The 19,650-nt window shown below is 51.2% G+C and carries 26 protein-coding genes; 12 read left to right on the top strand and 14 right to left on the bottom strand.

The window, feature by feature from the left end:
* The first annotated feature begins 8 nt into the window (after positions 1-8).
* From HRU77_00555 to HRU77_00530, 6 genes are all read left to right on the top strand, one after another.
* On the top strand, positions 9-266 hold the full coding sequence (locus tag HRU77_00555) for a hypothetical protein (GenBank protein QOJ19319.1): 258 nt from the start codon (positions 9-11) through the stop codon (positions 264-266).
* Positions 263-487: a hypothetical protein gene (locus HRU77_00550; protein QOJ19318.1), complete on the top strand. Its 225-nt coding sequence runs from the start codon at positions 263-265 to the stop codon at positions 485-487. Before HRU77_00555 ends, HRU77_00550 begins: the two co-directional genes overlap by 4 nt.
* Before the next feature lie 68 nt (positions 488-555).
* Complete coding sequence (locus HRU77_00545) at positions 556-939, top strand: hypothetical protein (protein QOJ19317.1); 384 nt, start codon at positions 556-558, stop codon at positions 937-939.
* Between the two features lie 19 nt (positions 940-958).
* The gene (locus tag HRU77_00540; protein QOJ19316.1) at positions 959-1,636 is read left to right on the top strand and encodes an IS1595 family transposase; all 678 of its coding nucleotides are present in this window, start codon (positions 959-961) and stop codon (positions 1,634-1,636) included.
* 390 nt (positions 1,637-2,026) lie between these two features.
* Positions 2,027-2,215: a hypothetical protein gene (locus tag HRU77_00535; GenBank protein QOJ19315.1), complete on the top strand. Its 189-nt coding sequence runs from the start codon at positions 2,027-2,029 to the stop codon at positions 2,213-2,215.
* A gap of 105 nt (positions 2,216-2,320) precedes the next feature.
* On the top strand, positions 2,321-3,946 hold the full coding sequence (locus tag HRU77_00530; GenBank protein QOJ19314.1) for a formate--tetrahydrofolate ligase: 1,626 nt from the start codon (positions 2,321-2,323) through the stop codon (positions 3,944-3,946).
* Positions 3,947-4,014: 68 nt separating this feature from the next.
* Here the strand turns inward: HRU77_00530 and rdgB are convergent, their stop codons facing one another.
* From rdgB to HRU77_00510, 4 genes are all read right to left on the bottom strand, one after another.
* Complete coding sequence (gene rdgB / locus HRU77_00525) at positions 4,015-4,617, bottom strand: RdgB/HAM1 family non-canonical purine NTP pyrophosphatase (GenBank protein ID QOJ19313.1); 603 nt, start codon at positions 4,615-4,617, stop codon at positions 4,015-4,017.
* The gene (gene rph, locus HRU77_00520) at positions 4,610-5,344 is read right to left on the bottom strand and encodes a ribonuclease PH (protein ID QOJ19312.1); all 735 of its coding nucleotides are present in this window, start codon (positions 5,342-5,344) and stop codon (positions 4,610-4,612) included. Before rph ends, rdgB begins: the two co-directional genes overlap by 8 nt.
* A 30-nt stretch (positions 5,345-5,374) precedes the next feature.
* Entirely contained in the window at positions 5,375-6,181 is an 807-nt protein-coding gene (map, locus tag HRU77_00515) for a type I methionyl aminopeptidase (GenBank protein ID QOJ19311.1), read from the bottom strand.
* 214 nt (positions 6,182-6,395) lie between these two features.
* The gene (locus tag HRU77_00510; protein QOJ19310.1) at positions 6,396-6,989 is read right to left on the bottom strand and encodes an SPOR domain-containing protein; all 594 of its coding nucleotides are present in this window, start codon (positions 6,987-6,989) and stop codon (positions 6,396-6,398) included.
* A 132-nt stretch (positions 6,990-7,121) separates the two neighbouring features.
* Here HRU77_00510 and HRU77_00505 point away from each other — a divergent pair, with 132 nt between their 5' ends.
* A complete protein-coding gene (locus HRU77_00505) occupies positions 7,122-7,787 on the top strand; it encodes a cytochrome c4 (GenBank protein QOJ19309.1) in 666 nt (221 codons plus the stop codon).
* Positions 7,788-7,870: 83 nt separating this feature from the next.
* Here HRU77_00505 and hemL read toward each other — a convergent pair whose 3' ends face one another.
* Genes hemL through thiD form a run of 3 tightly spaced genes read right to left on the bottom strand, consistent with a single transcriptional unit; the run spans position 7,871 to position 10,669 of the window.
* Positions 7,871-9,151, bottom strand: a complete 1,281-nt coding sequence (hemL, locus tag HRU77_00500) for a glutamate-1-semialdehyde 2,1-aminomutase (GenBank protein ID QOJ19308.1) — start codon at positions 9,149-9,151, stop codon at positions 7,871-7,873.
* Positions 9,152-9,190: 39 nt separating this feature from the next.
* Positions 9,191-9,829, bottom strand: a complete 639-nt coding sequence (locus HRU77_00495; GenBank protein ID QOJ19307.1) for a thiamine phosphate synthase — start codon at positions 9,827-9,829, stop codon at positions 9,191-9,193.
* Entirely contained in the window at positions 9,830-10,669 is an 840-nt protein-coding gene (gene thiD / locus HRU77_00490; protein QOJ19306.1) for a bifunctional hydroxymethylpyrimidine kinase/phosphomethylpyrimidine kinase, read from the bottom strand.
* Between the two features lie 52 nt (positions 10,670-10,721).
* Between thiD and HRU77_00485 the strand changes: the two genes are divergently transcribed.
* On the top strand, positions 10,722-10,910 hold the full coding sequence (locus HRU77_00485) for a rubredoxin (GenBank protein QOJ19305.1): 189 nt from the start codon (positions 10,722-10,724) through the stop codon (positions 10,908-10,910).
* Positions 10,911-11,306 carry a lactoylglutathione lyase gene (gene gloA / locus HRU77_00480; protein QOJ19304.1) on the top strand — a complete coding sequence of 132 codons (396 nt, stop codon included), beginning with the start codon at positions 10,911-10,913 and terminating at the stop codon, positions 11,304-11,306. It begins immediately after the preceding gene.
* A 41-nt stretch (positions 11,307-11,347) separates the two neighbouring features.
* Here gloA and HRU77_00475 read toward each other — a convergent pair whose 3' ends face one another.
* Both HRU77_00475 and apaG read right to left on the bottom strand, forming a co-directional pair.
* Positions 11,348-12,052 (bottom strand): SAM-dependent methyltransferase, encoded by a 705-nt coding sequence (locus HRU77_00475; protein ID QOJ19303.1) that lies wholly within the window; start codon positions 12,050-12,052, stop codon positions 11,348-11,350.
* Between the two features lie 58 nt (positions 12,053-12,110).
* Positions 12,111-12,494 carry a Co2+/Mg2+ efflux protein ApaG gene (gene apaG / locus HRU77_00470; GenBank protein ID QOJ19302.1) on the bottom strand — a complete coding sequence of 128 codons (384 nt, stop codon included), beginning with the start codon at positions 12,492-12,494 and terminating at the stop codon, positions 12,111-12,113.
* A gap of 159 nt (positions 12,495-12,653) precedes the next feature.
* Between apaG and rpe the strand changes: the two genes are divergently transcribed.
* The 3 genes from rpe to HRU77_00455 are packed head-to-tail and all read left to right on the top strand — an operon-like array spanning position 12,654 to position 15,570.
* Positions 12,654-13,331 carry a ribulose-phosphate 3-epimerase gene (rpe, locus tag HRU77_00465; protein ID QOJ19301.1) on the top strand — a complete coding sequence of 226 codons (678 nt, stop codon included), beginning with the start codon at positions 12,654-12,656 and terminating at the stop codon, positions 13,329-13,331.
* Positions 13,332-13,361: 30 nt separating this feature from the next.
* Entirely contained in the window at positions 13,362-14,090 is a 729-nt protein-coding gene (locus tag HRU77_00460; protein ID QOJ19300.1) for a phosphoglycolate phosphatase, read from the top strand.
* Between the two features lie 7 nt (positions 14,091-14,097).
* Positions 14,098-15,570, top strand: a complete 1,473-nt coding sequence (locus tag HRU77_00455) for an anthranilate synthase component I (protein ID QOJ19299.1) — start codon at positions 14,098-14,100, stop codon at positions 15,568-15,570.
* 80 nt (positions 15,571-15,650) lie between these two features.
* On the opposite strand, the gene HRU77_00450 is transcribed toward HRU77_00455, so the two are convergent.
* From HRU77_00450 to sucD, 5 genes are all read right to left on the bottom strand, one after another.
* A complete protein-coding gene (locus tag HRU77_00450; protein QOJ19298.1) occupies positions 15,651-16,241 on the bottom strand; it encodes a CBS domain-containing protein in 591 nt (196 codons plus the stop codon).
* A 123-nt stretch (positions 16,242-16,364) separates the two neighbouring features.
* Entirely contained in the window at positions 16,365-17,807 is a 1,443-nt protein-coding gene (gene dacB / locus HRU77_00445) for a D-alanyl-D-alanine carboxypeptidase/D-alanyl-D-alanine-endopeptidase (protein QOJ19297.1), read from the bottom strand.
* 40 nt (positions 17,808-17,847) lie between these two features.
* The gene (locus tag HRU77_00440) at positions 17,848-18,231 is read right to left on the bottom strand and encodes a GIY-YIG nuclease family protein (GenBank protein ID QOJ19296.1); all 384 of its coding nucleotides are present in this window, start codon (positions 18,229-18,231) and stop codon (positions 17,848-17,850) included.
* 178 nt (positions 18,232-18,409) lie between these two features.
* Complete coding sequence (locus HRU77_00435; GenBank protein QOJ19295.1) at positions 18,410-18,742, bottom strand: hypothetical protein; 333 nt, start codon at positions 18,740-18,742, stop codon at positions 18,410-18,412.
* A gap of 30 nt (positions 18,743-18,772) precedes the next feature.
* The gene (gene sucD, locus HRU77_00430) at positions 18,773-19,648 is read right to left on the bottom strand and encodes a succinate--CoA ligase subunit alpha (protein QOJ19294.1); all 876 of its coding nucleotides are present in this window, start codon (positions 19,646-19,648) and stop codon (positions 18,773-18,775) included.
* Positions 19,649-19,650: the final 2 nt, after the last annotated feature.

Raw genomic sequence — 19,650 nt, 5'->3', positions numbered from 1 at the left:
AGCTCGCCATGCTAGAATTTCGCATGGACTTTGAAATTATCGGCGAAATCAAACACTCCGAAACAATTGCTCGCGGTTCCGGTATCCGGGAGATAAACCGGCTTCGAAAAATTCATGGCCCGGGCAATTGGCGCAAACGCAAAGGTAACGCGATGGTTCGTTTGCATGATGGATCAATCCGGGAAGCCGAGATTCATTGGTATGAAGCGGCCGGTATCGGCAAGCGTGAGTTCAAAATCAAACGTTATAGGGATATAACATCATGAGTAAACATCAATTTGCAATTTGTACTGACAATCGCGGCTATGAAGTATCGCTTGAAATCCGCAAACTATACGAAGTACTACCCGACGCCGATGCGGAAAAGCATGCGCAAATTCGTGTCATCGATGAATCGGGAGAAGATTATTTATACCCGGCGGCGGCTTTTACTTGCATATCGTTACCGGATAATGTTGTTGAACGAGTTATTTCTGCACATGCTTAGTAGAGCGAATCATTTTCTCAATGACTTATTCGATTTAGTTTCAAATTTATTAAAAAATGAGAAATGTTATGAGACCATGCATTACGAAATATCATGTGCTATTTCTCGTATTTATAAGCATCACTTTTTTGCAGGGATGCGCCGCTACGCAGGCTCAGAAAGATATTTCTGCTACACAGCAGTGGTGTTCAGACAGAACGCTCGGTGATAAGGAAATTAAACCAATTTATGGGAAGTTGCCTATAGTAGAGGTTACAGAAATTACAATCGAAATGATGTCGCTTGACGCAGTACCAACTGACGATGAAGTAAAAGCAATAAAAGCACTTTTCTATGCGCAAGTGGAGTGTTCACAAAAAATACGCTCAGTGATTCGTAAGTATGATCCTGGCAAGCTTGGTACATTTGAAACTACTTTTCATAAGGGTCTTAGGAAGTTAAGCACTTACTAAAGTGTGCTAACTTTCTGAGATGAATGCTAAAAACAGATACTATTTTCGTTCTCGAATCAGAGAAGCAAAATTCAGGCAACTTATTCGATGTTTTTCGATGGATTTTACTGCTACTGACACAGCCCAATTGACCGGCATTTCTATCCGATCCGTCAATACCATTTATCTTAAAATACGACAGCGAATTGCCCAGAATTGCGAACTTGAATCCCCTCTGCAAGGTTCTGTAGAAGTTGATGAGTCTTACTTTGGTGTCCAGCGAGTCAGGGGTAAAAGGGGGCGGGGCGCTTATGGCAAAACAATAGTCTTTGGTGTGCTTAAACGCCAAGGAAAAGTTTATACAGAGATTGTTCCAGATTGCTCTAAAGCGACATTGCAAGCCATTATCCGTGGGCATGTAGCGCCCGATACCGTAATCCATTCCGATGGATGGCGTGGTTATGACGGATTGGTCGATATCGGCTTTGATAAGCACTTCAGGGTTCACCATGGTGACAATGAGTTTGCCAGTGGCGAGCGGCATATTAATGGTATCGAGTCTTTCTGGAGTTTTGCTAAAAGACGTTTGGCCAAGTTCAATGGTGTGCCCGAACATACTTTCTACCTGCACTTGAAAGAAACCGAATTTCGTTTTAATCATCGCCGTGATAATCTCTATCATGAAATTCTTAAATTGTTACGTTTAAACCCGCTTTAACTTCCTAAGACCCTTTCATAAATATGATGTTATCGGCGCTGAGTTAATAAGTAAGCGAATTACATATGGAAATGCGAATCGCCTTTTTAAAGAAGCCTATTTATCAGGAATGAATCAATTATCGGATCAAGTACAGCGTGATATTGAGCAAGCCAGAGCATTAGAAATGGAGCGATCAAGAATGTTGCTACAGACGGGAATCATAATACAGAGATCTACAAACGCAAACAGAACACGTTTCACGAATTGTAATTGGTTAGGAAGTAGCCTTAATTGTAGTCATTACTAAACAACAGCGACCAATTCAATCTCACTGTTTTTTCCCTCCACGCAATCTATTTTGCACATGTTTGACACAGTAATAATCCAGGCATATGTTAGCCAATATCAATGAATGGTCTGGTGATTACCATGCATAACGAACGACAAGTTAGCCTGTTCAGAAACGGGCGCGATCAACTGATTATCGAGTTGACCCAAAAAAAGAGCTTGAAGGAGCTACTTCCGGTTTTATCAACACTGAATGAAGATTTTTCAGAAATAGCTGACCCGGTTGTCGAGCCTGACAATATTTTTTAAGATGATTGGCTTTCATTACTTACTGGATACCAATCCGCAGCCGATCAGAAATTGACGTTGTATCATCGCTAAGATAGTTTGTTTCCTTGATCCCGGATTTCCAACATGAAACCCATCATCGATATCGCCGCAACGCTTAACCTGCAACCGGATAACCTCATGCAATTCGGTGAGCACATGGCGAAACTGCGGTTGAGTGTTTTGCCGGAAAAAGGCACGCAACCCAAAGGTAAAATCATTCTGGTTTCTGCGATCAATCCGACGCGCATGGGTGAAGGAAAAACGACGGTTTCGATTGGGTTGGCTCAAGGCATGGCGTACATCGGGCAGCACGTTGCACTGGCGTTGCGCGAGCCGTCTTTGGGGCCTATCTTCGGCATTAAAGGCGGCGGGACTGGCGGTGGGCGTTGTCAGCTTGAGCCGTCGACACGCATTAACATGCATTTCACCGGCGATATACATGCCGTCGGTGCGGCGCACAACCTGCTCGCCGCCCTGCTCGACAACGCCGTTCATTTTCGTAGCGGATTGGATCTCGAACATCGTCAAGTGTTCTGGCGTCGCGTGTTGGATATGAACGACCGTTCGCTGCGCCAAGCGGTGATCGGATTGGGCGGGCGGCTCAACGGCGTGCCGCGGGAAACCGGGTTCGACATTACCGCGGCGTCCGAAGTCATGGCCATCCTCTGCCTGGCCGAAGACCTCGCCGATCTCAAAGCGCGATTGGGGCGTGTTCTGGTTGGATTTGATCGTTCCGGCAATCCGGTCACGGCGCAAAGCCTCCAAGCAACGGGCGCGATGGCGGCTTTGCTGCACGATGCGATGCTACCGAATCTGGTGCAAACCACCGAAGGCGTACCGGCTTTCGTGCATGGCGGCCCTTTCGGCAATATCGCGCACGGCTGCAACAGCGTGATCGCCACCAAGGCCGCCGCGGCCTGCGCCGATTGGGTAGTGACCGAAGCAGGGTTCGGTTTTGATCTCGGCGCGGAGAAATTTTTCGATCTGAAATGCCGCAGTTCCGGGTTATGGCCGAGCGCGGTGGTGCTGGTCGTCACCGCGCGGGCGCTGCGGGTGCATGGCGGCGGCGATCCTTCCCGCCCCGGCAGTATCGAAGAAATCGAGCGCGGCTTGGCGCATTTGGAACATCACGTGGAAAGCGTGCGGGCTTTCGGTTTTGAACCGGTCATCGCCATCAATCGCTTCGTAGGCGATACCGATGCTGAACTGAACGCCATCGAACAATACTGCACCGGACTCGGTTTAAATAGTGCCCTGTTCACCGGCTTCGCCGACGGAGGTGCGGGAGCCGAAGCGCTGGCACATGCAGTGATCGCCGCAACCACCCAGCCGCAGCCGCCCGTGCGTTATTTGTACGATCTAAACGATTCGCCCGGAGACAAGATCGCCGCCGTTGCCCGCACTATTTACGGCGCCAGCGAAGTCGAGTTCAGCCGGGCGGCTAGGAAAGATCTGGAACGAATCCGCGCGTTAGGTTACGACCGGTTACCAGTGTGCATCGCCAAAACCCATCTGTCGCTCAGCAGCGATCCCGCAAAAGTCGGCCACCCCGAGGCATTCCCTCTGCCGGTGGAATCGGTGCGTATTGCCGCAGGAGCAGGTTATTTGCTGGTCATGACCGGCGACATCGTCACGATGCCGGGATTACCGCACGATCCGGCTGCGCATCGCATTGATTTGAGTGATGATGGTGACATTATGGGTGTTTGAATAATGGATTTATGAGATCGAGCATTTTTTATGCTCGATCTCACGTCAAAGCATTCGGCAGTACCGGTTTAAAACTTCCCAGCTTGTAGAATTTCCACCAACTTCGCTAATGCCTGGCCACGGTGGCTGATTTTATTTTTCTGTTCGGCGGTTAATTCGGCAGAGGTTTTACCGAATGCGGGCAGAAAAAAGTAGGGATCGTAGCCGAAGCCGCCGCTGCCGTGCGGTTGATCGATGATTTCACCGTGCCACGAGCCGTCAACGATGATCGGTTGCGGATCACCGGCGTGACGCACTAACACGATCACGCAATAGTAATACGCGCGGCGGTCGGTTTGGTTTTTCAACGCCTCGATCAATTTCTGATTGTTGCGTTCATCGGATTTTGGTTCTCCGGCGTAGCGCGCGGAATTCACGCCCGGTGCGCCACCGAGTGCGCTGACGCAGATGCCGGAATCGTCCGCAAGAGCAGGTAAACCGGAGCAGCGGCTGGCGTGGCGCGCTTTAGCGAGCGCGTTCTCGACAAACGTAATGTGCGGTTCGTCGGCTTCGCTGATGTTGAATTCGGATTGCGGCGCAACATTGATCGCCAGCGGCGCGAGCAATTCGCCGATTTCGCGCAGCTTACCTTGGTTGTTGCTGGCGATGACCAGTTTTTCCAGCTTATCCATGCGTGGCTTCCACTGCCAGAGCGCTTTTTTGTTTCGCGATCAATTCCTGAATGCCGTGTTGCGCCAAATCCAGCATGCTACCGAGTTCTTCCCGGCTGAATGCACTGCCTTCGGCGGTGCCTTGCACTTCGACCAATCCCATGCTGCCGGTCATCACGACATTCATATCCGTATCGCAGGCGGAATCTTCGCTGTAATCCAGATCGAGCACCGGGATACCTTGATGTATGCCGACCGAAATCGCCGCGACATGATCGAGGATCGGCGAAGTTTCGATCAGTTGCTGATAGATCAATCGGCCGACTGCGTCGTGCAACGCCACGAACGCGCCGGTGATGCTGGCCGTGCGCGTGCCGCCGTCCGCCTGGATCACATCGCAATCGATCTGGATGGTACGCTCGCCGAGTTTTTTCAAATCGACCACGGCACGCAACGCGCGGCCGATCAAGCGCTGGATTTCCATGGTACGGCCGGTTTGCTTGCCTTTTGCCGCTTCACGCTGCATGCGCGTATGCGTCGATCCGGGCAGCATGCCGTATTCGGCGGTCAACCATCCCTGCCCTTGACCTTTCAGGAACGGCGGAATCTGTTCGCTGATGCTGGCGGTACAAATGACTTTGGTATCGCCGCATTCGATCAGCACGGAACCGTCGGCGTGCTTGGTGTAATGGCGGGTAATTCTGACCGGGCGGAGTTGTCCGGCGGTACGCTGATGGCTTCGGGTCATGATCTATACTCTGCGGGAATGGAAAATGGATTAACTGGAAAAACGGTAAACCGGTTTCGGCGGAGAACCTGCGGATACGGTGAGCACTTCGTAACCGTTGTCAGTCACCAGGATGGTGTGCTCCCACTGCGCCGACAAACTGCCGTCCTTGGTGGTGATGGTCCAGCCGTCCGGAAGGTGGCGGATCGCCGCTTTACCGGCGTTAATCATCGGTTCGATGGTAAAAATCATACCCGGTTTGAGCTCCATGCCAGTACCGCGCCGCCCGTAATGCAATACTTGCGGATCTTCATGAAATTTAGCGCCGATGCCGTGTCCGCAAAATTCTCGCACCACGCTATAGCCGACACCTTCCGCCAGCTTCTGAATGGCATAGCCGATATCGCCCAGATGCTTTCCCGGCTTCACTTCATCGATCCCACGCCACATCGCTTCATACGTCACTTCACACAAACGCCGGGCTTGAATCGACGGTTCGCCGACATAGAACATGCGGCTGGTATCGCCGTGATAGCCTTCATAAATCACGGTAATATCGATATTGACGATGTCGCCGTTTTTTAACCGCTTTTGTCCGGGAACACCGTGGCAGATCTGATTATTGACCGAGGTGCAAATCGATTTGGGGTAAGGCGAATGTCCCGCCGGTGCGTAATTCAGCGGAGCGGGTATCGTTTTCTGCACATCCACCATGTAGCGATGACACAGATCATCGAGTTCTTCGGTGGTGACACCGGCGACAACATGCGGCGCGATGTAGTCCAGAACTTCTGCCGCCAGCCGTCCGGCAATACGCATTGTTTCTATTTCTTGCGATGTCTTTATAGTTACCGTCATGGTATTTTTTATTTAATTTTTAAGTGATTGACAGCGATAGTGTTGATTATTCCCCTTAGGAAGCTCTGAAAAACTGCTGCGCTTGGCATGTCGCGTTGAAATCATGTTCAAAATGCTCATTTACCCTCGTAAACTGCGCTTTTTCACTTGATTTCACCTTATCTGACCTTCGCTTGTTACCTTTTTCAGAACTTCTCTTGCGCAACACCGGCTATTATAAACGTTCGCATTTGCCTTGAACCAGCTTGGTATCGTCAAATTGTCCGACTAATTTTTGCATTTGCTCCTTGATCATGTGCGCCGGGTTGTGAATGACGATTTTCTTCAGCATGACGCTACGCTCTTCTATCTTAGCATTGGTAATGCCTTTTTTTTCGATCTCGCGCAATTGCTTCAGCGCATCCTGCTGGTCGTAAAACATCCCGAGCGATACGGCATTCTGCCATTGCGTATCGTCTTTGACACGAAAACTGACGATGCCGAGGTTGCGCAATTTGTTGATTTCACGATTGGCCGCTTCCTTATTAGGATAACGCGGAATATACAACCAATACATCGTGGTTTGGCCGGATTCTTCGGTGTCATAAATCAGACCGGGAAATAAATCAGACAACACGGTTTCGGCATAGCGTATCTGCTCTTCATAAAAATCGCCCCACTGCAAACAATTTTCCTGCGCCGCAACCAATATGATTTTTTCCGGATGAACCGAAACTGGCATAGTCGGGTTTTGTTCGCCGGAAGACCATTGCGTACCGGCCAGATAGGCGATATTGACTATCAATAACAGCATAAAGATTATTTTCATTGAAAAATAAAATATTAAATAATGAAGACCCTATGAATTTTGTTGTTAATGCTCTTGTGCCTTGTTAAAATACGACGTTAATTTTCAACACACCTACCAACTTTTGAATGCTCTTAGAACGGAACGCGAAATATGAAAATGTTTAAAAATATGGTACTACTCGCAGCACTTGCAATGGCCGCACCTCTGGCAGCCGAAGAAACGGCTGCCGACTCAAATGATGCTGCCCCTGCCGCGCCTGCTGCTCCCGCCAGTGCGCAAGAAATCGCTTCCGGCGTATGCGCCGGCTGCCACAACCCGGATGGCAACAGCATCATCCCGATGAACCCGATTCTGGCCGGTCAGCATGCAGAGTATATCACCAAGCAATTGATGGATTTTAAAGCAACCGAAACCGAACCGGCTCAACGTAACAGCCCGGTTATGTCTTCGATGGTAGCTGCACTTTCTCAAGACGATATGAAAAAATTGGGCGAATACTATGCACAGCAAAAAACGGTAGCGAGCCAAGTAGCGGCTGATGAGAAGCTGCTCGAAACAGGAAAAATTCTTTATCACGGCGGCAATATCGAACACGGTGTCCCCGCTTGTGCCAGCTGCCACGGTCCGAACGGATCCGGTATTCCGCCACGCTATCCCGGCGTTGCCGGCCAGCACGCGGAATACACGCTGACGCAGTTAAATCTGTTCAATACCGGTGATCGCTCGAACGACAACACTGTCATGCAAAAAGTTGTCAGCCGCATGAGTGCACAGGAAAAACGCGCTGTATCGGCTTATATTTCCACCATGCGTTAAAAGCGCCAGTTACCGACAAATAAAAAAGGCGGCATGACCGCCTTTTTTATTGCCGCTGCTTTCCCTTTTGCTTCCGCAAAAACCTACCAGTTCTTGAATATTTTCTCTGCTGCCGACAACGTTTTATTCAACTCGGCATCGCCGTGCATGATGGAAACAAAACCGGCTTCAAAGGCCGAAGGTGCAAAATAGACCCCCTCCTCCAGCATGGCGTGGAAGAAGCGGTTAAAAGCTGCTTTGTCGCACTGCATCACTTCGGCGAAGCTGGTTGGGATAGTCTTACTGAAATACAACCCGAACATGCCGCCAATGGATTGCGCGCAGAAAACGATACCGTGTTTTTCTGCGGCGGCTGAAATACCGTCTACCAGCTGCCGCGTTTTGTCCGCCAGCCGATCGTAAAAACCGGGCGCTTGAATCAGTTTGAGCGTAGCCAATCCGGCCGCAACCGCAACCGGATTACCTGAGAGGGTACCCGCCTGATAAACCGGACCGAGTGGCGCAAGACATTGCATGATCTCACGTCGTCCGCCGAATGCAGCCATCGGCATGCCGCCGCCGATCACTTTACCCATCGCGGTCAGGTCGGGTTTGATTTGATAAAGCCCTTGCGCGCAAGTTAAGCCAACCCGGAATCCCGTCATCACTTCGTCAAATATCAGCACGCTGCCGTTTTGCGTACACAATGTCCGCAACTTACCGAGGAAATCCGCTTTAGGTGCGATCAGATTCATATTGCCAGCTACCGGTTCGACAATCACCGCAGCGATTTCTTTGCCCCATTTGTTAAAAGCTTCTTCAACACCAGCAATATCGTTGAAATCCAGTACGATGGTATGCCCTGCCGTTTCCGCCGGGACACCGGCGGAACTCGGATTACCGAAAGTCAATGCACCCGATCCCGCTTTAACCAGCAAGGAATCGTCGTGACCGTGGTAACAGCCTTCAAATTTGATGATCTTGCTTCTGCCGGTAAAACCGCGCGCCAGCCGGATTACGCTCATGCCGGCTTCGGTACCGGAACTGACCAAGCGGACCTGCTCGATGGACGGCAGTAAGCGGCAAATCAGCTGAGCGATTTCCAATTCGGCCTCAGTCGGCGCACCGAAGGTCAAGCCATTTTGCACCGCCGCCTGTACCGCCTTCACCACATCCGGGTGCGCATGCCCAAGAATCAGCGGCCCCCACGATCCGACATAATCGATGTACTGCTTACCATCCGCATCCCAAAAATAAGCGCCTTCGCCGCGTTGAAAAAACACCGGCTCCCCGCCTACCGATTTAAAAGCACGCACCGGAGAATTAACACCGCCCGGAATATAGTGCTGGGATTGTTCGAATAATTGATGATTGCGTGATGTCATTTGCTTGCTCGTGATAAAAATTGATAAAAATAACTCTGATTAAATTGCATGTTGTGCTGCAAATAAGCGAACGTATTGCCTCGCTTGTGCTTGGATATTTTCTGCCGCGAATAAATCGTTGCAAACGGCAATCACATCACAGCCGCTTTGGATAATCGTCATTGCATTTGCCAAACGGATGCCGCCGATTCCTACCACCGGAATGGTTACTTTTTTCTTAGCTTGATCAACCAAATGAGTTGTAACCGGTACGGTATTGGTTTTAGTCCGAGAAGGAAAAAACGCGCCGAAAGCGACATAATCGGCACCCGATTCTTCCGCCCGCACCGCCAAATCCAAATTGTTATAGCAAGATGCGCCGACAATTTTGTCCTGTCCCAACTGTCTGCGCGCATCGCCAATCGAACCATCATCGCGCCCCACATGCACACCATCTGCATCGAGCGCGACCGCCAGTTCAACGTGATCGTTGATGATCAGCGGAATCTGGTATTTCCGGCACAATTGCAACAATAACCCGGCTTGTTCCTTGCGCAATACATCATGCGCCGATTTATTGCGGTATTGGATGAGCTGCGCACCGCCTGCCAGCACCTGCTGGGTTTTATCCAGCAGATCGTCCGTATTGTTCAGATCCGGTGTGATCGCATAGAGTCCACTGATGTTAGGCTTGTTCACTCACTCGCCCTGACCGTTCTGATCATCTTCGGCATCGCGCACCCAGAACAGCCGGTTTGGGATATATTGCCCCATGCCGGGACGGAATCCTGCTTGCAGCGTATGCCACGTATAGTCTTGCGCTTCCAACACGCTTTCGCTGATGGAAAAACCATTGGCTAACGAAGCGGCGATAGCCGAAGCCAGCGTACAACCGGAACCGTGATAAGCATTTTCAAGCCTTTCCCAGTGATCCGTGCGCACCACACCGTCAGCGGCATACAACGTATTGGTCACTTGTGCGGTATTTTCATGGGTGCCGGTTATCAGCACATACTCGCATCCCATATTCAATAACCGTTGCGCACAGAGACTTAAATCCAGCTTGCTTTCATTATTGTCGTTGTCCTGCTGCGCCAGATGCCTGGCTTCCAGGCTGTTAGGCGTCAAAATGGTCACTTGCGGCAACAATAATTCCCGCATCGCGTCGACCATTTCTTCATTCGCCAGTTCGTCTCCGCGACCGGAAGTCAGTACCGGATCCATAACCAGCGGAATATGAGGATAATCGGAAATCACTTCGGCGATAGCGGCGATAATTTCGACGCTGCCCAATAGACCGATTTTGAACGCATGAACCGGCATATCTTCCAATACCGCCCGCGCTTGATCGGCGACCCATTCGGGATCAAGCGGCATAACATCATCAACACCGGCGGTATCCTGTACCGTAATCGCCGTCATCACCGACAGCGGATGGCAACCCATGCTGGCGATCGTTAACAGATCAGCCTGCAATCCCGCTCCACCGCTGGGGTCATTTGCTGCAAAAGAAAGTACGATTGGGGGTGGCTGTAACATGCATTAATACCGTAAAATATCATTTTAACCTAAAAGGAAACAGCTATCTATCATGCCTACCGAAGAGAATCGTGAATTCAATCGTTATATGTGCTTAATTTGCGGCTACATCTATGATGAAGCCCTAGGATCTCCGGATGAAGGCATTGCGCCGGGCACGCGCTGGGAAGATGTGCCGATCAACTGGACATGTCCGGAATGCGGCGCACGCAAAGAAGATTTTGAAATGGTGAAAATCTAAATGCGCATTTTGCATACCATGCTGCGCGTCGGTAACCTCGACAAGTCTCTGGCGTTTTACACACAGGTTTTAGGTATGAAACTGCTGCGCCGCAAAGAGTATCCCGACGGCAGATTTACGCTGGCTTTTATCGGTTATCAGGATGAGACGGACGGCACCGTGCTGGAACTGACGCACAATTGGGATACACCCTCGTACAACCTGGGTGAAGGCTACGGCCACATCGCCATTGAAGTCGAGGATGCTTATCAGGCGTGCGAGAACGTCAAAAAACTGAACGGTAAGGTCACGCGCGAAGCGGGTCCGATGAAGCATGGCACAACAGTCATCGCATTTATCGAAGATCCCGATGGATACAAAATCGAATTCATCCAGAAAAAACAACCCGGTCAATAATTCCCACGAACGGCGATTCATCAATCCCCTGTCAGTACCTGCTATCCCAGCAATAAAAAAATTGCCGGTATCTTGTTGATATCCGGCAATGAGCGCCGCCATTCCTTAACCGGCTTGGTCATCACTTTTTCACTGGCAAATGTCAAGTTGCTCGCAATACATAAATCCGTATCATCGCTGCATACGGTAACCAATTGCTCGAGCAATTTCTGGTTGCGGTAAGGCGCTTCGATAAAAATCTGTGTTTGTTTCAAACGAACCGATAGCCTCTCCAACTCCACTATCTTGCTGGCGCGCACCGCGCTTTCAACCGGCAAGTATCCATGAAAAGCAAACCGTTGCCCGTTCAAACCCGAAGCCATCAATGCCAGTAAAATGGAGGACGGGCCGACCAACGGCGTCACCGCAATATGATTCTTATGCGCCAAGCGGACTAACTCCGCACCCGGGTCCGCCACCGCCGGACACCCCGCTTCCGACAACAAGCCCGCATCGTGCCCCGCCAATATCGGCTCAAGCAATAGCGGCAACTCCTTGACCAAGGTATGCTCGTTCAGCGTTTGCATCTGCAAATCTTGCAATGGCCGATTGAGGTCGAGCTGTTTGAGAAATTGCCGCGCCGTTTTGGGTTGTTCGACGATGAAATACGATAATTCCGCAATACGGCGCTGAACTTCAGCGGGCAAAACCCAATCGATGCTTTCCTGACTGATTGGAGCCGGGATCAAATACAGTTTTCCGCTCATCGGAATACTGGCGGTGAGAAAAAACGCAACATGAAATCAAATTGGGAATGTTATCTATCTAATGCAACGTTCTCGGCGCGCTGAGAATGAATTCCGGTATCGCCACATCGAAGTGATAACCGTCTTCCGCCGCCATCTGATAGCTTCCTTTCATCGATCCGACAGAGGTCGAAATGACCGTGCCGCTGGTGTATTCAAAGCTATCACCCGGCTTCAGCAAGGGCTGCTCGCCCACGACACCCAATCCGCGCACTTCCTGGCTGGTGCCGTCGCCATTGTTAATGATCCAATGGCGGCTGATCAGTTGCGTAGCGACCGTGCCGTTATTGGCGATGGTAATGGTATAAGCGAATACATGCCGTTCCGCTTCTTCATCCGATTGATCGGGCAGATATACCGTGCGGACAGTGACATCAATTTCATACTTCTTCTCTTCGGTCATCTTGCGGTCCAATTTGTTTTTATGATTTCGCGGTAGTTTACCAAGAAAAAGTTTAAGGCGGATCAATCGGAGAAATTTGCGTAATAATTTCCACTCTGTTACGCGCAGTTTGGCATTTGCGGTTAAAATACATGATTTGTTTATCGAGAGGTTTTTTTCATGTACCGCCTAGCACCTAGCATTCTATCCGCCAATTTCGCCAAACTTGGTCAAGAAATTACCGATGTCATTGATTCAGGCGCGGATATCGTTCACTTCGACGTGATGGACAATCACTACGTGCCGAATCTGACGATCGGCCCATTGGTTTGCGAAGCCATCCGCCCGGTCACCGATGCCCTGATCGATGTGCATCTGATGGTCGAGCCGGTGGATCGTATTATTCCTGACTTCGCCAAAGCCGGCGCCAACATCATTTCATTTCACCCGGAAGCATCCAATCACATCGACCGTACCATCGGCTTGATCAAGGAACAAGGTTGCAAAGCGGGATTGGTATTCAATCCGGCCACTCCGCTGTATTACTTGGATCACGTCCTCGACAAACTGGATTTGATTCTGATCATGTCGGTCAATCCGGGCTTCGGCGGACAAAAATTCATTCCTGAAGCGCTGAACAAACTGCGCGCGGTTAGAAAACGCATCGACGCCAGCGGCAAAGACATCATGCTGGAAATCGACGGTGGCGTGAAAGTTGACAACATCGCCGAAATCGCCCGTGCCGGCGCCGATACTTTTGTCGCGGGATCGGCTGTTTATCAAGCCGGCAAGGATTCCGATCCGCATCGCTACGATTCCATCGTGGCCGCATTCCGCGCTGAATTGGCCAAAGTTTAACTCACTGAAACGGCTGTTTCCTGTCTACAAATGAACCTAAGTCTCTCTAGCAACGCAAACGCCCCGGCAAGGAAAATAGAATCTCCGTTGCCGGTCAAAGTCATCATGATCGATCTGGACGGCACGCTGCTCGACACCGCCGAGGATCTCGCGTTATCCGCAAACCTGATGCTGAAAGATCTGAACATGCCGGAGCAGTCGACGGCAACGATCCGTTCGTATATCGGCAAAGGCATACAGAAACTGGTCAAACGCACCTTGACCGGTCAGCTCGATGGTGAACCGGATGCTGCTCTGTTTGCCAAAGCGCTGCCGATTTATGAAAAGCACTACGCGGACAATCTGAGTCTGAACACGCGCCCCTATCCCGGTGTGGTCGAAGGTGTCGAAGCGTTGCAGCAAGCGGGTTTCAAACTGGCTTGCATCACCAATAAAGCGGAAGCTTTCACGCTCCCGCTGCTGCGCGCCACCGGATTGTTCGACAAATTTGAAATCATCTTGTCGGGCGACAGTTTGCCCAAGAAAAAACCGGATCCGATGCCGCTGACGCATATCTGCAAACACTTCAATACGCAGCCGCACGAAGCATTGTTGATCGGCGATTCGCTCAATGATGCCATTGCCGCGCGCGCGGCCGGTTGTCACGTGTTCTGCGTAACCTACGGTTATAACGAAGGACGCAATGTGTACGAACTGGATTGCGACGCCATCGTCGAGTCGCTGGTGGATGCGTCGAAATTGATTAAAAAATTGCCCTGATGCGCCAATGACCGAAGCCGAATTCAACCAGCTCGCCGAACAAGGATACAACCGCATTCCGGTTGTGCTGGAAACTTTTGCCGATCTCGATACCCCGCTCTCCATCTATCTGAAACTGGCTAACCAGCCCTATTCTTATTTGCTGGAATCGGTGCAAGGCGGCGAGCGTTTCGGCCGGTTCTCGATCATCGGCTTACCGGCAACGACGCGTATCGAAGCGCGTGGAAATGCGGTAACCACGATCGATCAAGATTCAGCGGAAACCGTCACGGTCGACAATCCGCTGATTTTTGTCGAATCCTATCTGGCGCAATTCAATGCGGCGCCCTGCCCGGCAGGAAAATCCCGTTTCTGCGGCGGCCTGGCCGGTTATTTCTCTTACGATACCGTTCGTTACATCGAGCGCAAATTGCAAGGTCACGCCAAGCCGGATGTCCTCAATACGCCGGATATGTTGCTGCTATTGTCGGAAGAACTGGCGGTGGTGGACAATTTGTCCGGTAAGCTGTATCTGATCGTTTACGTCGATCCGCACAGTCAAGACGCTTATCAAACCGGGCAAAAACGCTTAAGAGCTTTGCTGGCAAAATTGCGTCAGCCGGTTACGATCCCAACCGGACAAGCGGTTGCTTCCGCCGCCGCAATTTCCGAGTTTCCCGAGGCGGATTTCAAAGCCGCGGTCGAACGCGCCAAACGCTATATTTATGACGGCGACATCATGCAAGTAGTGTTGTCGCAACGCACCAGCAAGCCTTTCAACGCATCGCCGCTGGCGTTATACCGCGCTTTACGCAGTCTCAATCCGTCACCGTACATGTTCTTTTATCATTTCGACGACTTTCACGTCGTCGGCGCTTCCCCGGAAATTCTAGTGCGCCTTGAAAGCGGTACCGTCACCGTGCGACCAATTGCAGGCACCCGTCCGCGCGGTAAGAATCCACAGCAAGACGCCGAACTGGCGGCCGATCTGCTGGCCGATCCGAAAGAAATCGCCGAGCATGTCATGCTGATGGATTTGGGTCGCAACGACATTGGCCGCGTCGCACAAACCGGAACGGTCAAGGTGACGGAAAAAATGCAGATTGAAAACTACTCGCACGTCATGCACATCGTTTCCAACGTAGAAGGTAAATTAAAACCGGAACTCAGCGCCATCGACGTGCTGCGCGCGACCTTCCCGGCCGGCACCGTCAGTGGTGCCCCCAAAGTGCGCGCGATGGAAATCATCGACGAACTGGAAGTCTCTAAGCGCGGTGTGTACGCCGGCGCAGTCGGCTATCTCGGATTCAACGGCGACATGGATTTGGCCATAGCCATCCGCACCGCGGTCATCAAAGATGGCAAACTGCATGTCCAGGCGGGCGCTGGCATCGTCGCCGATTCCGTGCCGCAAAACGAATGGGTAGAAACGCAAAACAAAGCCAAAGCCGTTCTTCGCGCCGCAGAAATTGCCGAGAGCGGATTGGATAGTAAAATCTAATCACTTGCGTCCACTCCGCTCATGATTTCTGGCTACACGGAATGGACGATTGTCTGGTTTGCGAAATTTAGCGTTCAAACTTAGCCGGCAATCAATGTCGACTCGATTTCGGCAAAGCTCTTTGCAACATTATTGGGCGGAATGACGGTTCCGAGCTGTTTCTCGATTTGCGTCCAAGAGAAAATACCGCAAATCCGCGGCAATCCGATGGTGTTGTCATCGATCGCCAACGCATGCAACCGGCCGCTCTCGCGTAAGCTGGCGACGATATTGCCGACCCGCGCGTGCGCCACTTCTTCCAGTGGAATGGCTTCCAGCTTTTCCAGCGGCGTCATCATATCCATCACCAGAATCTCGTTGTGTTTAACGCCCCTTTCCTGAATGAAACGCATCGGTTTTTCACTCAGAATATCGGTTGCCGTGATAATCCCCGCCAAGGAATTATCGTCGTTCACGACCAGCAAAGTGCGCACACCGCGCTGCATCATGTAGGTATTCGCAATTTCCATTGGAATGCCGGGCGCAATAACAGCGGCGTGTATTTTGCGCAAATCGGTCATAACTTCAAATGCGGGTGAATCGAACGTTACCGGATTGGGTGAGGCGGGTTTGGATATCTGCACGGTACCTGTCAAATACTGCACAGAAAGCGATTTATATTCATTCATCATGTCGTGCACTCCCTTGAGGGTTGAAAGGAAACACCTGATTTCAAAATAGATCATCTACCTTGAGCAGAAACTTTACGCCGAAAAGAAAACCTGATCAATAGGCCTGATCGTTGCAGGGTAATGCTACGGACGGTTATAAATCCACTGCACCAGCGTATCCATCGCGGCGCGGGATTGCCCGGCCTGCTCATGATTGACGAAAAAAACAATGATGACGCGCCGCCCCGATTTATCCAGCAGATAACCCGCCAACGCACGGACATTGTTGAGCGCACCGGTCTTCATGTGCGCCAATCCTTTTACCGGCGTATCGGTAAAACGATTTTTCAAAGTTCCATCGACCGCGGCAATCGGCAACGAAGAAATAAATTCCGGCATCACCGGACTGTTAAATGCGGTCAGCAGCAATTGCCCCAAATGCCGGGCGCTGATCTGTTCCTTGCGCGACAATCCGGAACCGTTTTCCACCACCAATTCGGAAAAATTCAGCTGCTTGGACGCCAGCCATTGACGGATCGCCGTTTCGGATTTGGCCAGCGTCGCCGGAGCATTATTGATCACCACATCGCCCGTGCCCAGTGTCAGATACAGCTGGCGCGCGGCGATATTGTTACTGAACTTATTGATGCCGCGGATGATATCGGCGAGCGGAGGGGACTGATAAATCTTCAGCGGCGATAACTGTTGCGGCGTCTTACCGAGCACCACGTCGCCATGAAATAAGCCGCCTTGCTGCGCCCACAAGCGTTTGAACAAATCGCGGGTATATACGGCGCTGTCTTGCAGACTCAGCATATACGACTGTTTTTCGCACCGCCGGGAAAAACTGCCGTTCAATGCCACGGTAAAATTATTTTTATCTTCAGTACCGGGGACAACCTCGATCATCAGCTGATTCTGCCAATCGCCGCATTTGCCTTGAGTAAGCTTCAGATTATTCTGCACCCGCACGGATTCCGGCAACGGATCAATCACCACACGCACGGCATTCTTCTCCGGCTCAGGAAACAAATGAATGGTCGAGGTACGGTAATTGACCAGCAACGCCTCCGGCAGCACATTGTAGGTGCGGTACGGCTGCCCGTCGAATTCGCCTGGATCGTCGACGGGAATGTCGTAATGCGAATGATCGAGAATCAGGTTGCCTTTGATTTCGTGCAGTCCGGTTTGCCGCAAGTGATGAATCAGCAACCAGAAATTTTCCAAATCCAGTTTGGGATCGCCGTACCCTTTGATGATCAGATCGCCATGCAATACACCGTCAACCAGCTGGCCGTTGGCATACAACATGGTCGGCCAGGTATATGCCGGTCCCAGCAACTCCAGCCCGGCGTACGTAGTCAGCAATTTCATCACCGACGCCGGATTCATCGCCGCATCCGCATTGACCGTGACAATCGGCTGATTCCGGCCGATTTCCTGGACATATACACCGATTGCCGATTCCGGTATCGCTAGCTGCTGCAGCTTTTGCTTAACAGCTGGCGGTAATCCATGCGAAAAAGCGGTAACCGGCAGGATGCTTTGCAGAAGCAACAGACTAAAGCAGAAATAAAGACGAGGCATGGTGATAATCAAAGCTTGATTTCAAATTAAGTAAACCCGTTCACCCTTCGACAAGCTCAGGACGAACGGATTTACTTTTTGCCAAGCGGCTAATCTCCGCCCAATCTCCTCGAATCAACGCTTCCTTTTTTTTGCGGCTCCATCCTTTGATTTGCTGTTCTGCAGATAATGCTTCTTCCCGTGTCGCAGTTTCCTGCGACCAAACAAGTTCAACCGGCATGCGAGCGGCAATATAGCCTTTACACTCGCCAGCCTGATATTGCGCCATCCGCCGTTCCAAATCATCAGTATGCCCAGTGTAGTAACTACCATCGGAGCAACGCAATAGATAAACCCAAAACACTAAGTTCTCCCAAGAAATAACTAAGGAAACGCCGATTAATTGACTACATGAGAGAATCACTTCGTTGTGCGGTACTCGCATCCTCGCCTATCTTATCGATATATCTCGGTTGCTGTGTTCCGTGCGCCTCGTGTTTCATCTCGTTCGCCTAATTAATCAGCGTTTATCTAACATAACGTTTTCTCCGTTCGTCCTGAGCTTGTCGAAGGATGAACGGAGAAAACAGCATAGCCTGACAATTCGCTTCGCCTTAACCGGTTTATTTCTTCCCGGTACACAAAGCAAAACCATCGTCCCACCCCATGCGATACTGCCCATCCTGCTCATAGCGGTTAAGGTCCTTGAAAGCCCAATCGCTTCTTTTCGCGGTTTCACAGCCATCGATATAACCCTGCTTCGTATTTTCCGGATAACCGGTCAGGTTGTACTTCGGTTTGGCGCTTTGCGGCAACGGGCCCGCGGGCCGTTCCGGCTTTTTACCGGGCAGCGGGAGTTGCTTGTCGGATAGCGGATGCTGCTTATCGGGCACTGTGCTGCACGCGGAGACGATGACGGTGAAAAAAATGACGAGAAACGATAAACGAAAATGCATGAAAAAACCCTTTGACAAAAAATTACGTAATTACAAAACCGATTTCAACAACTTGCCCATCTCCGCCGGGTTGCGCGTGACTTTGATGCCGCACGACTCCATCACGTCGAGTTTCTCCTGCGCCGTGCCCTTACCGCCGGAAATGATCGCGCCGGCATGTCCCATGCGTTTGCCGGGCGGCGCGGTAACACCAGCGATAAAACCAACCACCGGTTTGTGCATGTTGTCCTTAATCCAACGCGCGCAATCTTCCTCATCGCTGCCGCCGATCTCTCCGACCATCAGCACCGCGTCGGTTTCGTCGTCGTCGTTGAACAGCTGCATGACATCGAGATGTTTCAAGCCATTGACCGGATCGCCGCCGATGCCGATACAGGTCGATTGTCCGAGCCCGAGTGCCATCAACTGCGCCACCGCTTCATAGGTCAGCGTGCCGGAGCGCGACACCACGCCGATGCGGCCTTTTTTATGGATATAACCGGGCATGATACCGATCTTGATCTCATCCGGCGTGATGATGCCGGGGCAATTCGGGCCGATCAGCTTGGTTTTCTTGCCCTGCATGTTATAGCGCGTGCGAATCATATCGCGCACCGGAATACCTTCGGTGATGCAAATCACCAAATCCAGCTCGGCTTCCACCGCTTCGTCGATCGCCGCGGCGGCAAACGGCGGCGGCACATAAATCACCGACACATTCGCGCCGGTTTGCTGCTTGGCTTCCTGGACGGTGGCATACACCGGAATACCCTCGAAATCCTCGCCGGGTTTGCGCGGATTCACGCCGGCCACGAAGCAGGCTTTGCCGTTGGCGTAATCGCGGCACATGCGAGTATGAAATTGACCCGTCTTGCCGGTAATACCTTGCGTCATGACGCGGCTGTTGCGATTGATCAGAATGGACATGA

It is taken from the genome of Gammaproteobacteria bacterium (assembly GCA_015709615.1).
Classification (GTDB): domain Bacteria; phylum Pseudomonadota; class Gammaproteobacteria; order Burkholderiales; family Nitrosomonadaceae; genus Nitrosomonas.
The sequence above is the reverse complement of the archived record's forward strand: the minus strand, read 5'-3'. Positions and strand labels throughout refer to the sequence as shown.